A 12202-nucleotide genomic window follows, 5' to 3' on the forward strand; every position below is an offset into this window, starting at 1 on the left:
TTGATTTTTAATTTGGAGTGTATGACTACTAATCTTGTGATTTAATAGTGACATTATCTGGTGAGGTGCAAATGTGCCTTGTTTATATGTTACTAAATCACTAATTAAGCAGTGATATATTTTAGGTTTGTCGTCAATGAAGTCTCGTGGTCCATTTTGTATTCGAAACGCAGCTGCGGATACATTTGCTATGGTCGTTTTCTGTTTTATTTCTGGCATGATCGTAGAAGTGTTTATTTCTGGTATGACGTTTGAGCAATCTCTTGCTTCTCGAACGTTATCTATTCCTGTAAACATTGCTATCGCTTGGCCTTATGGCGTTTTTCGTGATTGGTTCTTACGCAATGGTGCAAAACTTTCAGAAAGCTCATTGATGAAAAACTTGTCTGATTTGATGGCATACGTGTTATTCCAGTCTCCAGTGTATGCGGGTATTTTGTTGGCAGTGGGTGCTTCAGGCGACCAGATCGTTACGGCTGTCACCAGTAATGCAGTTATCTCGTGCGGTATGGGCGTACTTTACGGCTACTTCCTCGATATGTGTCGTAAATGGTTTCGAGTTCCTGGCTACTATCAACAAGCTTAAGAAAAGCAACAAGCGTAAGTGCAGCGAAAGAATGAAATTTGGTTTGTTTTTGATCTAATGAGTTAATTTGTAATCGAACAAACCGAAAAAGGCACTTTTTTTGAGAATGCCCCTTGACCAAAGCAAGCAGAATCAATAAAGTAGCGCCTCGTTGAGTGACATGCTCAACACACAATTTGTGGAAGGATGGCTGAGTGGCTTAAGGCGCTCGCCTGGAAAGCGAGTATACGTTTATAGCGTATCTGGGGTTCAAATCCCCATCCTTCCACCACTATTCAAAACCCTAGCAGAAATGCTGGGGTTTTCTCGTTTTAGAGCCCCTATATTCCACCTCATCTGTATATCTCCCTAGTATCCGTTCCTTTAATCATTTCTTTATAGTTATTACCTCTATTAATACCGTCGCAGAATTAACCATATTAGATGTTTTTATCATCGATAATCGCTTGATTTTTTGGCCTGAATCTAGATTATTAATAGTACGCAATATTATGAATAATCTAACTATTAGGAACCCATAGCCTCATGACAGAAACCCTAGTTTCTCCAATGCTCTCTTTTACGATCGCGATTTCATTACTGTTTATCGGTAAAGGTTTGATTGAGCGATCTGAAGTATTAAGAAAGTATTCACTGCCAGAGCCTGTGATTGGTGGCTTTGTCTGCGCAGCGACCGTAGCGGCGCTTTACTATATTTTTGAAATCCAAATCACCTTTAGCCTAGATGTCAGAGACTTTTTGCTTCTCTACTTTTTTGCTGGCATCGGGCTACAAGCGGATATTAAAACACTGATTAAAGGTGGGCGACCGTTGTTCATCCTACTGTGTCTTGCTGCCATTTTTATCGTGTTGCAAAACGTAGTCGGAATGGCAGTCGCTTCTGGCTTTGGAATGGATCCTAAAGCAGGCTTGCTATCTGGGTCTGTTAGTTTGATAGGCGGCGTAGGAACAACGTTAGCGTGGGCACCAATGTTTGTGGAAGAGTTTGGTATTGCTAACGCGCTCGAACTTGGTGTCGCTTCAAACACGGTTGGTTTAATTGCAGCGTGTGTGATTGGTGGCCCGATTGCCAACTACCTGCTCAATAAACACAAAGTAAGCCCTTCTAATGAAGAAGAGGTTACGGTTGGTGCATTCCAAGAGAGTGAAACAAAAACAGAGCTAAGCCACTACGGCGTTCTGTGGGCATGGTTGATTCTTAACTTAACACTGATGCTGGGTTACAGCTTGAGTGAAGTTATCGACTCAATGGGTTTGAAACTGCCGTTATTCGTTAGCTGTTTGATCGCAGGTATCCTAATCGGAAACGTTGGTCGCGCACTGTTTAAGAAACGTCGTACACAAGAGAAAATCGCTCAAGGCCGAAAAGGCTTAGCGATGATCTCTGATATCTGCTTAGGCATGTTCTTAACCATGGCATTGATGGGGTTACGTATCTGGGACCTCGATGGACTGTTTGGCTATATCTCTGTTGTCATGAGTATCCAGATCTTACTTTCGCTGCTGTTTACTGTGTTTGTCGTTTATTACTTGATGGGAAGAAACTACGACTCTGTGGTGATATGTTCAGGCTTTGGTGGTATCACTCTAGGCTCGACCGCAACAGCAATTGTGAACATGACCGCAGTAACTCACCGCTATGGCGCAAGCCCACAAGCGTTCATTGTGGTGCCATTAGTGTGTGGTTTCTTTGTTGATTTGATCAACGCATTGGTGATCAGTTTCTTTGTTGGTCTGTAGTGAAGTGACCGGTTATTGACTGCTTGAGGTTTACATCGGGATAATGACCACAAAGGCGATGACGAAAGTCGTCGCCTTTGTTTTATCGACAGCAAGCTAAAACACGTATATCAGCCTTTGATGTGATGTCTTGAAGTGACTCGGTGCACAAGTTAGTAAGAGCAATTACGATCTTGATAAATTGGGATAAATGTTCGCAGCAAATTTGTGAGACGCTTGATTAAGTGTCAGTTGAATTACAAGGAAGTTGAATGCACCACTTTAATATCCGTGCTCTTGAGTATTTAAATGCGTTGTCAAAATATGGGTCGTTACGTAAGGCATCTAAGATGATGAACGTTGACCCTGCCGCGATGAGTCGGATGTTGACACAGTTAGAAGCGCAAGCGGAAATGAAAGTATGGGAGCGCAACAACCGCCAATCACTGTTAACCGAAGCGGGTAATGAACTGCTGAATTACTACCGTTCCATTGTTCGTGGAGAGGCCGCTGTACTTGCTCGACTAACTAAGCTTAAAAACCTCAAAGGAGGCAATGTCAGCATTGCTATCGGTGAAGGATTTATTACCAACTTGGTGTCAAAACCGATGCAAACCTTCATGACTCGTTATCCTGATATCAATCTTTCTATTGAGATCGCTGGGGCATTGGATGCAGTCAAGATGTTGGAAGATCAACAGATAGACTTTGCGATAACCTATGCGTCTGCACCGCACCCTAAACTGCACTCCCACGTTGAACGCAGCCATCCGCTCGAATTGATTGCTCCGAAGGGGCACTTCCTTACGATGAAAGAAGCACCAGTGGTAATGCAAGATATTCAAGACGCTTCTCTCGCCTTGATCGATAACTCGACCGGTATGGGGAGGCTAGTAAAGCAGGCTGAACAAATTTCCCATCTTACCTTGCAGCCAAAACTTCAAACTAACTCAGTCACGGCACTGACTAACTTCGTTTCAGCAGGGTTGGGCGTCACCTTTATGCCTAAGCTCACTGTGATCGATGAAATAAAGTCAGGGCAGATTGAAGTGGTTGCGACCGAGTTGGAGATGCTATCGAAGGCGACGGTTAAGGTTCAATCTTTGAAAGGCCGTGCACTTACGCTACAAGCCGAAACCTTGTTGGATTTCTTACTCGAGAACGCCACTTTCTTGAGCCATGACGCTTACAATATCTAGGCTTAGTTGATTTACTTAGCGACTCCTACCTAAGCTTTCAAATACCGCCAATATCACACTTTCAAACTGCCGAATTCGTTTTTAAGTCGAATTGAGTTTTTGTCAACGCTCTCTCTATTGTTAAGTCAACACGTGCGGAATAAGTTACAAATTATTAACGAAACGAGTTTTAGACTGACAGCTGTGTTCGACAGATTTGGCTTTGTCAGGCATTAGGGGAAGAGAATGGAAGTTATTGTAATTGGCAGTGGTGTTATTGGATTGACCAGCGCATGGTACTTGGCAAAAGAAGGTCACTCGGTCACGGTTATTGATCGTCAAGATAGCAGTGGCAAAGAAACCAGTTTTGCGAATGCCGGGCAAATTTCTTACGGTTATTCATCACCATGGGCGGCACCGGGCATCCCTTTGAAAGCGATGAAATGGCTTACCCAAGAACATGCGCCACTTAAAGTGAAGCCTTCTCTTTCTCCAGAGTTAATGTCTTGGGCGACTAAGATGCTCGCCAACTGTAATGAAGCCAAGTACGCACAGAATAAATCGCGGATGTTACGAGTCGCTAACTACAGCCGAGATTGCCTGACTCATCTAAGAATCAGTGAAGATTTGGCTTATGAGGGCCGGCAGAAAGGCACCTTGCAAGTATTCAGAAGCGAAAAACAATTGGACGCTATTCAGCAGGATATGAAGCTATTAACAGAGAGTGGAATCGAACACTCGCTGTTTGATGTTGAACAGTGTCTGTCAGTGGAGTCTGGTTTAGCAGACGTTAAAGACAAGCTGGTGGGCGGCCTGTATTTACCACACGATGAAACCGGTGATTGTCATCAGTTCTGTTTAACCTTGACCGAAAAAGCCAAGCAACTCGGCGTTCAGTTCGTGTTTAATACCGAAGTGGTTAGGCTCAATCATCAGAATCAAACCATTGAGAGTATTACAACGACTCAAGGCGAGTTCAAAGCGGATGCTTACGTGGTCGCTTCAGGAAGCTATTCTCGAGAACTGTTGAAGCAAGTCGATTTGTCGATCCCGGTTTATCCAGTGAAAGGCTATTCGCTAACACTGCCGATCGTGAATGTAGATAAGTCACCAACCTCGACTGTGATGGATGAAACTTACAAGGTAGCGATGACGCGATTTGATGATCGTATTCGCATTGCAGGGACGGCAGAACTTGCGGGGTTTAATTACCTTATCCCTGAAAAACGCAAAGCCACGATTGATATGGTGATTAAAGATCTTTTCCCACAAGCGGGTGACTTTTCTAAGGCTGAATACTGGACTGGGTTAAGACCAATGACGCCGGATGGTACGCCTATTATCGGTAAGACGCCTATCAAGAACCTATTTACAAATACTGGACATGGGACATTAGGTTGGACAATGGCATGTGGCTCAGGAAAGATCTTGGCAAGCGTGGTCAGTGGCTCTGATTGCGATATAAAAGCAGACGACTTGAGCATCCATCGTTACATGTAGTTCATCCAAATCCTTGGTCATACGAATTAGCCCATGTTTATTAAGCATGGGCTAATTTGGTTTGAGTGTCGCGGCTTATCGGGTGGTGGTTTCTAACACATGAGTGAATCGTTCCCACGATTTTTGGTCAGCTTCATTTTGGTAATTATTAGAGCCGAACACGGTAAAGGCATGCGGCGCCCCACTGTAGGTGATCATTTCATGCGGAACCTTGGTTGTTTCAAGTTGAGCGGCGAGGCTGCCAAAATCTTCCATTGAGATCATGGCGTCAGCTGTGCCATGGAACACGACAACAGGAGCTTTTGTCTCAGAGTAGTCTTGCCCTTTTGGTGTCGATAAACCGCCATGGAAGGTAACATAAGCTTTCGATGGGATACCCGCACGAGCGGCTTCTAAAACGGCTGCGCCACCAAAACAGTAACCCATCATCACGTTGTTATCTAAGTTACCACCAAGCCTTTTCGCTTCCATGGCTCCTGCGTTGAGTAGCGCACGCATTTTCTCTCTGTCTTTGTACAGCTCGCCTGTGTGTTGCTTTTTATCTTTCACTTCGGTCGGGCGAATGCCTTTACCAAATAGATCGATGGCGAACACGTTGTAACCGAGTTCGTTGAGCATCTCAGAACGTTTCTTTTCGTAATCGGTTAAGCCATCCCAATCGTGTATTAGCAGTACCAAAGGCGCTTGGTCACTGGCTTCACTCCAATAACCTTCGTAATCCATCCCATCGACTTGATAAGTGACGTTTTCTCCTGAAATCGCAGAGAAGGGCAGTAAAACTGAAAACAGGCCGAGCGTAGTGAGTTTTCGCATGCGTAATTCCTTTCGATGACAATTGACGTTCCAATCGAAAGTATAGATAACGCGATGATTCTCGCCAGATTTATGTCTCTAACTTGAAATGTATGGCAGGGATAGCAGGTGGCGATTACTGATAAACAGCCATCGAAAGGGAGTGCGATGGCTGTTCATGATGTGCTGAGAAATTCTCAGGTCCGCAGAAACGCGGGGGGTATTAGAGTAGAAAAGAACGGATTACTACCAAGTAGCGTTATCAGCGGTGTGACTACTTCGAAGTTCTGGGTACTTACGTTGATAGCGCGGCAACATCGACTCATTACCTAAGATGCCGCCTTGGTGAATGTAGATAATGGTTTTAGTTGGGTTATCTTCTTGCCATTGTTCTAAGCATTGCCACATCAATGGGTCGTAAAGCAGGTCAAACTCGATGTCGGTTTGCTCTTGTAGATCCAACCAAGTTTGATAATCCTGTTGATACAATTTTCCAAAGTGGTGTTTGGTTTCGAGCGATAAGATCTGTGGATGTTCGGTTTCACCTAGCTCATTAAATTGCTGCGTTAAATAGTCGCTACCACCGACACAAGCACACGTTAAGACCGGGATGTTGTGCAGTTTTAAATGCTTATGAAGATAGAGAGCAGTACTGCCTGTGCCTGCTGGAAGTGCTACCACGAAATCGTGTTTGTTTTCGAAACGCGTCCAGCTGAGTATTTCAATCGCCAGTTGCTTCACGCCGTATTCAGAAAGCTGAGAGCGTCCACCTTCTGGTAACACAATGCATTGTGAGTCAGGTTGTCTTACTTGCTCAATATACTCGTGTGGATGAAGCTCAGAGCCTGTTTCTTTGACTGAAATAACCTTAGCCCCGAGATCGATAGCGCCACGGTAGTTGCCGAGTGGGCGTTCTTGTAGCCATTGAGGCAGGTGGTCGACGTAAAACTCAAGCGTCCAGCCTTTGATTTTCGCAAGTGCGGCGAGTGAGAACAAGGAGTTAGCCTGAGCGGAACCATAGCTTATTAGAGTGGTGGTGTTTGGGCTATCGTCTTCCAGTAGCTTCATGAACTTTCTGGCTTTGTTGCCGCAAAAGTGGGAGTGAAGCTGATCGTCACGCTTTAAGAAAAAGGTGTGCTCGTTGTATTGATGTTGAGTTACAGGGCTATTATTTAGTTTCATCGCACTTAGACAAAATGCTGACTCAGAGCCAGCATTTATAGTTCAAATAGGACTGACGAGTATCTAGTAGCTAGGGACCGCTGTAAACCAACTAAATCAAGTTTTCGTTCGATATTGAGCTTCGAACTATGAACTCATTTACTCTGGGGTGGATGCGGATAGATCGGTTTGAAAGGTGATCTTAGCGGTACATCCACCACAGCTGCGATTGACCAATTCAAAGCCCCATTGGAAGCGTTGACATAAGTCCTCGACAATCAATAAACCTAACCCATGCCCATTTGGATTGTATTGTTCTTGGAGGCCTTCTCCTTGGTCTTCAATCACAACACTCTCGTGGGACAGAGTGACCGTTACGGTGCCACTATTAGTCGCTGCAATGGCGTTCCTCAACAAGTTGCCGATCAACATATTCATTATTGCGCTGGTGGCTTGAATAGTTGGTTCTGATTGAACGTGTAAGGATATCTCGATTTCCTTTTCATCCGCTTGTAATGAGTTCTTGGAAATGATGGCTTCTAGCTCTTGCTGGCTAAACAAGCGCAGAGGTGCGTCGTCACTGTCTCTCTCATAACGGACTAAACCGAGCAGGGCGTCGACCATCTCTGACATCTGAACAATAGCATCATCAATACGTTCAACCTGGCGAGATTGAAATTCCGTGGTTTCGCTTCTTAAAAGTAATTTATTCGCACCACGAGCAACAGTCAACGGAGTTCTTAGTTCATGACTTGAGTAGCGTGCGAAAGCTTGCTCGCGTTTTACTAGAGAATTGATTTCTCTTCTGTATTGATTGAGTTGATCCGTCAACTGACGAAACTCCACCGCCGCATCGTCATTCACTCCAAATTCTTCGTTTAGATTGAGCTTATTGGATTCAAGCTGTTCAGACAGGGAGTTGAAGGGCTCAATCAGCCGTTTAGACAACCGATAGAGCAGAGCTCCGAAGCTGAATATTAGAATAGAGAGAAGGGCTAATACAAATGTGGTGGCATAAACGAGCTCAAAGACACTAAGCTCGACACGGTCTATTTCAGAAAGCAGAACAATAGGGTGAGTTCTACCTTCATGAGTATACTCGCCTACATAGACCATGCGAGATTCTGGATCTTCACCGACCTCACCAATGAAATTTTCTTTGCCTTCAATATACTTTAAATACTTTTTCGGTAGATAGGAAAGATCGTTGTAAGCGATAGTCAGGTCATCAATACGAAGCTCTCCACTTTCACCTGACTGGAATAACCCGACTGCATAGTTGCGGTCAATTAGGATGCGTCTTTCACCCACGCGGTCTTCCGACAAGTACAGGGCTGTGATAAATACCACATAGACAAATGCCGACACAATTACGGCCATTAACCCAAAGAAAACCGCTAAGCGGCCCGTTAGGGTTTTTGTGCTTGTAAGAACATTTGAAATCAATTCGATGGCTCCAATCGGAAGCCAACTTTAGGCACCGTAATTAACATCTGAGTGTCGAAAGGCTTGTCGAGTTGATTACGTAACTGATAAATGTGACTGCGCAACACATCATTGTTGGGCTCGTTTTCTTCCCATAACTTGTAGGAAATAGCTTCACGAGTGACTACTTCAGGTGCGCTTTGGCACAGCATCTCAAGTATGGTGTAAGTGGTTGGGTTGAGCGCTAGTAGTTTATCTTGGCGGTAAGCTTTACGGGTTTTTTGGTCGATGGTGAGTTCATCGAACTGAAGTTTTGAAGAGGCGACTTTTCCGCGGTAACGACGGACTAACGCGTTCATTCTTGCTTCTAGAATATCCAAATCAAATGGCTTGGTGAGGTAATCATCGGCACCGTGTTCAAAGCCTTTCAGCATATCTTCTCGGCTATCTAAGGCGGTCAGCATCAAAATAGGTGTCGCGTTACCTTGGTCTCGCAGTTTATTACAAACCGTTAGGCCGTCCATTCTCGGTAACATTAGATCCAATATGATGATATCAAATGAGTTTTCCAACGCGAGTTGTAGGCCAAGTTCACCGTTGTCTGCGTAATCGAGTTCCATGCCAATACACTCAAAATAATCAAACAAGACACCTGCAATTTCACGGTTATCTTCGACTAATAGAACTCGTTTCATTTTGATTCTCATACAGAAATAGACAGTAACATTATCCTGAGTGAGCGTGAAAAATATGTCAATAACATAACTTTCACTTATGGGAGGGTAGATTGGCTTCAGATTAAAAAATAGAAGAACGTATTATGTCTGAACTTCATATTAGCCGCCCTAAGATATCTACATCGCAGATCAATCCTGCGGTCTCTTTGTCTATCATTGTGCCTTTTTACGATGAACAAGAGGTATTGGAAGAGTTCCACTCTCGCCTTACCAAGGTGCTTGATAGCTTACCGATCACGAGTGAGATTGTTTATGTCGACGATGGCAGCAAAGACAACAGCTTGGACTTGGTGAGTTCATTCACTTCAATCAATAGCTCAATTTCTGTGATTGGTTTAAGCCGTAACTTTGGTAAAGAGTCAGCCATGAGTGCTGGTCTTGAGCATTGCCGAGGACAAGCGGTGATCTTGTTAGACGCAGACCTGCAAGATCCGCCGGAGCTGATCCCACAAATGGTTGCCAAGTGGCGCGAAGGCTATGACGTTGTGAATATGCAGCGCAGCCAGCGTGATGGTGAAACGTGGTTTAAGAAGTTTTCAGCAGCAAGCTTTTACAAAGTCATGAACGTGGCAGCGAAGATCGATGTTCCAGAAAATGTCGGTGATTTCCGACTGTTAAGCCGAGAGGTTGTCGACCATATCAACCAACTGCCTGAACGTAACCGTTACATGAAAGGCATCTTTTCATGGCCAGGTTTTAGACAAGCAACGATTCAGTTTAAGCGCGATGCTCGCTTCTGTGGCGAGACGAAATGGAACTACCTGAAACTCATCGGATTGGCGATGGATGGCATCACATCATTTTCTATCCGCCCACTGCGTATTGCGACGGCCGTTGGTGGATTAGTGGCGCTTACCGCTTTTGTGTATGGCGTCTTCATCGTGTTCAAAACCATGATGTTTGGTGAGCCTATTACTGGCTACCCATCCATGATGGTGGTTCAACTTGCCCTTGGCGGCATTCAACTTCTGAGTATTGGTTTAATGGGGGAATACATAGGTCGTATTTTCATTGAAACCAAGAACCGCCCTTTGTATCTGATTCAATCGGTGGTCGATACCCCAGCATTAAAAACACATTTTAAATTAGAGGAGTCAGCATGAGCCTGAACCGAACGCACCTATGGTATTTGTTGGCTTTTGCATTGGTTCTAAGGCTCTTATCTCTGGCGACATACCCTTTAATGGACACTACGGAAGCGCGCTACGGTGAGATGGCTCGCTTGATGGTAGAAACCGGCAATTGGTTAACCCCTCAATTTGATTACGGCATCCCTTTCTGGGGTAAGCCTCCGATGTTTACCTGGATGAGCGCGATTGGCATTGAGCTGTTTGGTTTGAGTGAGTTTGCTGTGCGTGCGCCACACTGGTTAGCAGGTTTTGCGACGATTTTGTTGGTTGCGTACATGGCTAAGCGCACCGGACAAAGTGCCTTGGTGGCGGCCGTGGTATTGGCGACATGTGGGATTTTCTCTATCGCGGCGGGTGCTGTTATGACTGACATGGCATTAACGTTAGCGATGACCATAGCCATGTTAGGTTTCTACCTATGTTGGTTAGGAGGAGAGGGTTCGAAGGGAGAAGGGAGCGCGAAGACTAATCGGTCTTGGGGCTATGTCGGTTTCATTGGCTTAGCACTAGGCTTGCTGGCAAAAGGGCCGGTAGCGATTGTGATTATGGGTATCGCCGTTTTCCCTTGGTTAGTATTGCAACATGGATTTTTTGGCGCTTTTAAAGTGTTATGGCAACGCTTTCCACTGTTGTCAGGCTTAGGCGTGATGCTAGCGATTGCTTTGCCGTGGTACATCATGGCTGAAATGGCAACACCGGGTTTTATTGATTACTTTATTGTTGGCGAGCACTTTAAGCGTTTTGTTGTGAGTGGTTGGGAGGGCGATTTATACGGTTCTGCCCATGACCAAGCAAGAGGCATGATTTGGATTTTCTGGATTCAAGCGGCTGCGCCGTGGTCGATTGTGTTGCCTATTTTGACTTTCGCCCGTCGTAAGAAAATCGCAGAAGTTAACGCTGAACATAGTGGGTTGTTTTCATTCCTTGTGTGTTGGTTGGTCTCTCCTCTAATTCTTTTCACTATGGCGGGTAATATTCTTCCAGCTTACGTCCTACCGGGTATTCCAGCCCTTGGCTTGCTGGTGGCAACGCTTGTGGTAGAAAAAGATAAGAAGTGGTTCTCGAGTGTGGCTTTGGTGCTACCTGTGCTGTTAATGATTGCGATGGTCTACCTCAACCTAGGCAAAGCGAACGAGAAAAGTGACCGTATTATCTTCGAGCAGATCACGGATGAAGCGCCGAGCTTTTACATCGGTAAACGACCGTTCTCTGGGCAATTTTACAGTCATGGACAAGCGAAAAAGCTACTTGATGTTAAGCAGTTAGATGGTATCGACAAGTTCTATCTGATTGGTAAAAGAGCGGAAGTGGAAACCAAGATTAAAGACAATGCGTTGACCTGTATTTTAGAGCCGACGGTGAAGATCAAGCGCGCTCTATTTAGTTGTCATAGCCAAAACATCAAACCAAATCTATCGTTGAGCCATATTCGAAGTGATGGCGATGTTCAATTTTAACTCGTCATCGAGACTGTTTAGCCACAAGTTCGACGTGCTAAACCAAAAACTACAACCTCATCATAAGATGATTAAATTCGCTATGGTGGGGTCGGGTGGCTTTGTTGTCGATTGTGCCGTGTTTGCGTTGCTGCATTACGTTATTGGGCTGCCGTTAATGAGTGCTCGAATTGGCTCTTTCATCGTTGCAGCAACGACAACTTGGTTTGGAAATCGAGTGTTGACCTTTGAATTCAAAGGGCAGGGGAATTGGTCCGAAAAGCTGATTCAATGGCAAAAGTTCATGTTCTCTGCATCAATATCGGCGATACCTAATTTGCTGTGCTTTAAGTTGATGACTGAATTGCTGCCTGCATTTACTGGGGCAGTGTTTATCGCAATGGCGGTTGGCATCTTGGTGGGCATGGTCAGTAACTATTTGCTTAGTCAGTATTGGGTGTTTGCTCGTTAGGCTATCTTGTAACAGACACAAAAAAGCGCAGCTAAATAGCTGCGCTTTGTGTTTTTACGATAGCGA

General features: G+C 44.8%; 11 protein-coding genes and 1 tRNA gene. 8 read left to right on the plus strand and 4 right to left on the minus strand.

Translation table 11 applies throughout. From position 1 onward, the window contains the following. The first annotated feature begins 136 nt into the window (after positions 1-136). From AB6D93_RS01205 to AB6D93_RS01225, 5 genes are all read left to right on the plus strand, one after another. Positions 137-586, plus strand: coding sequence for an L-alanine exporter AlaE (locus AB6D93_RS01205; protein ID WP_017062062.1), 450 nt, complete (start codon positions 137-139; stop codon positions 584-586). A 180-nt stretch (positions 587-766) separates the two neighbouring features. Continuing rightward, a tRNA-Ser gene (locus tag AB6D93_RS01210) sits at positions 767-857 on the plus strand. Between the two features lie 254 nt (positions 858-1111). Continuing rightward, entirely contained in the window at positions 1112-2326 is a 1215-nt protein-coding gene (gltS, locus tag AB6D93_RS01215) for a sodium/glutamate symporter (RefSeq protein ID WP_017072261.1), read from the plus strand. A 251-nt stretch (positions 2327-2577) separates the two neighbouring features. Then, positions 2578-3504: a LysR family transcriptional regulator gene (locus tag AB6D93_RS01220; protein ID WP_017062039.1), complete on the plus strand. Its 927-nt coding sequence runs from the start codon at positions 2578-2580 to the stop codon at positions 3502-3504. A 225-nt stretch (positions 3505-3729) separates the two neighbouring features. Then, positions 3730-4983 (plus strand): D-amino acid dehydrogenase, encoded by a 1254-nt coding sequence (locus AB6D93_RS01225; RefSeq protein ID WP_102332479.1) that lies wholly within the window; start codon positions 3730-3732, stop codon positions 4981-4983. A 75-nt stretch (positions 4984-5058) separates the two neighbouring features. On the opposite strand, the gene AB6D93_RS01230 is transcribed toward AB6D93_RS01225, so the two are convergent. The 4 genes from AB6D93_RS01230 to AB6D93_RS01245 form a co-directional block, all read right to left on the minus strand. Further along, positions 5059-5796 (minus strand): dienelactone hydrolase family protein, encoded by a 738-nt coding sequence (locus AB6D93_RS01230; RefSeq protein WP_102332478.1) that lies wholly within the window; start codon positions 5794-5796, stop codon positions 5059-5061. Between the two features lie 225 nt (positions 5797-6021). Further along, positions 6022-6957, minus strand: coding sequence for a pyridoxal-phosphate dependent enzyme (locus tag AB6D93_RS01235; protein ID WP_102332477.1), 936 nt, complete (start codon positions 6955-6957; stop codon positions 6022-6024). A 138-nt stretch (positions 6958-7095) separates the two neighbouring features. Then, positions 7096-8382 carry a HAMP domain-containing sensor histidine kinase gene (locus tag AB6D93_RS01240; RefSeq protein ID WP_102332476.1) on the minus strand — a complete coding sequence of 429 codons (1287 nt, stop codon included), beginning with the start codon at positions 8380-8382 and terminating at the stop codon, positions 7096-7098. Further along, positions 8379-9056, minus strand: coding sequence for a response regulator transcription factor (locus tag AB6D93_RS01245; RefSeq protein ID WP_017062034.1), 678 nt, complete (start codon positions 9054-9056; stop codon positions 8379-8381). The genes AB6D93_RS01240 and AB6D93_RS01245 overlap by 4 nt, the downstream gene beginning before the upstream one ends. Positions 9057-9181: 125 nt before the next feature. On the opposite strand from AB6D93_RS01245, the gene AB6D93_RS01250 reads away from it, so the two are divergent. From AB6D93_RS01250 to AB6D93_RS01260, 3 genes are read left to right on the plus strand one after another with little or no spacing between them, the layout of a single operon-like run. Continuing rightward, entirely contained in the window at positions 9182-10201 is a 1020-nt protein-coding gene (locus AB6D93_RS01250; RefSeq protein ID WP_017062033.1) for a glycosyltransferase family 2 protein, read from the plus strand. Continuing rightward, positions 10198-11685: a glycosyltransferase family 39 protein gene (locus AB6D93_RS01255; protein WP_017063527.1), complete on the plus strand. Its 1488-nt coding sequence runs from the start codon at positions 10198-10200 to the stop codon at positions 11683-11685. The genes AB6D93_RS01250 and AB6D93_RS01255 overlap by 4 nt, the downstream gene beginning before the upstream one ends. After that, positions 11672-12136, plus strand: a complete 465-nt coding sequence (locus AB6D93_RS01260; protein WP_017062031.1) for a GtrA family protein — start codon at positions 11672-11674, stop codon at positions 12134-12136. Before AB6D93_RS01255 ends, AB6D93_RS01260 begins: the two co-directional genes overlap by 14 nt. Positions 12137-12202: the final 66 nt, after the last annotated feature.

This window comes from Vibrio sp. 10N.247.310.23 (assembly GCF_041467155.1).
GTDB classification, from domain to species: domain Bacteria; phylum Pseudomonadota; class Gammaproteobacteria; order Enterobacterales; family Vibrionaceae; genus Vibrio; species Vibrio crassostreae_C.

Coding starts and splice junctions, on each gene's coding strand:
- AB6D93_RS01250 (WP_017062033.1), top strand. CDS start 9,182: ATGTCTGAACTTCATATTAGCCGCCCTAAGATATCTACATCGCAGATC.
- AB6D93_RS01225 (WP_102332479.1), top strand. CDS start 3,730: ATGGAAGTTATTGTAATTGGCAGTGGTGTTATTGGATTGACCAGCGCA.
- AB6D93_RS01255 (WP_017063527.1), top strand. CDS start 10,198: ATGAGCCTGAACCGAACGCACCTATGGTATTTGTTGGCTTTTGCATTG.
- AB6D93_RS01220 (WP_017062039.1), top strand. CDS start 2,578: ATGCACCACTTTAATATCCGTGCTCTTGAGTATTTAAATGCGTTGTCA.
- gltS (WP_017072261.1), top strand. CDS start 1,112: ATGACAGAAACCCTAGTTTCTCCAATGCTCTCTTTTACGATCGCGATT.
- AB6D93_RS01230 (WP_102332478.1), bottom strand. CDS start 5,796: ATGCGAAAACTCACTACGCTCGGCCTGTTTTCAGTTTTACTGCCCTTC.
- AB6D93_RS01205 (WP_017062062.1), top strand. CDS start 137: ATGAAGTCTCGTGGTCCATTTTGTATTCGAAACGCAGCTGCGGATACA.
- AB6D93_RS01260 (WP_017062031.1), top strand. CDS start 11,672: ATGTTCAATTTTAACTCGTCATCGAGACTGTTTAGCCACAAGTTCGAC.
- AB6D93_RS01235 (WP_102332477.1), bottom strand. CDS start 6,957: ATGAAACTAAATAATAGCCCTGTAACTCAACATCAATACAACGAGCAC.
- AB6D93_RS01245 (WP_017062034.1), bottom strand. CDS start 9,056: ATGAAACGAGTTCTATTAGTCGAAGATAACCGTGAAATTGCAGGTGTC.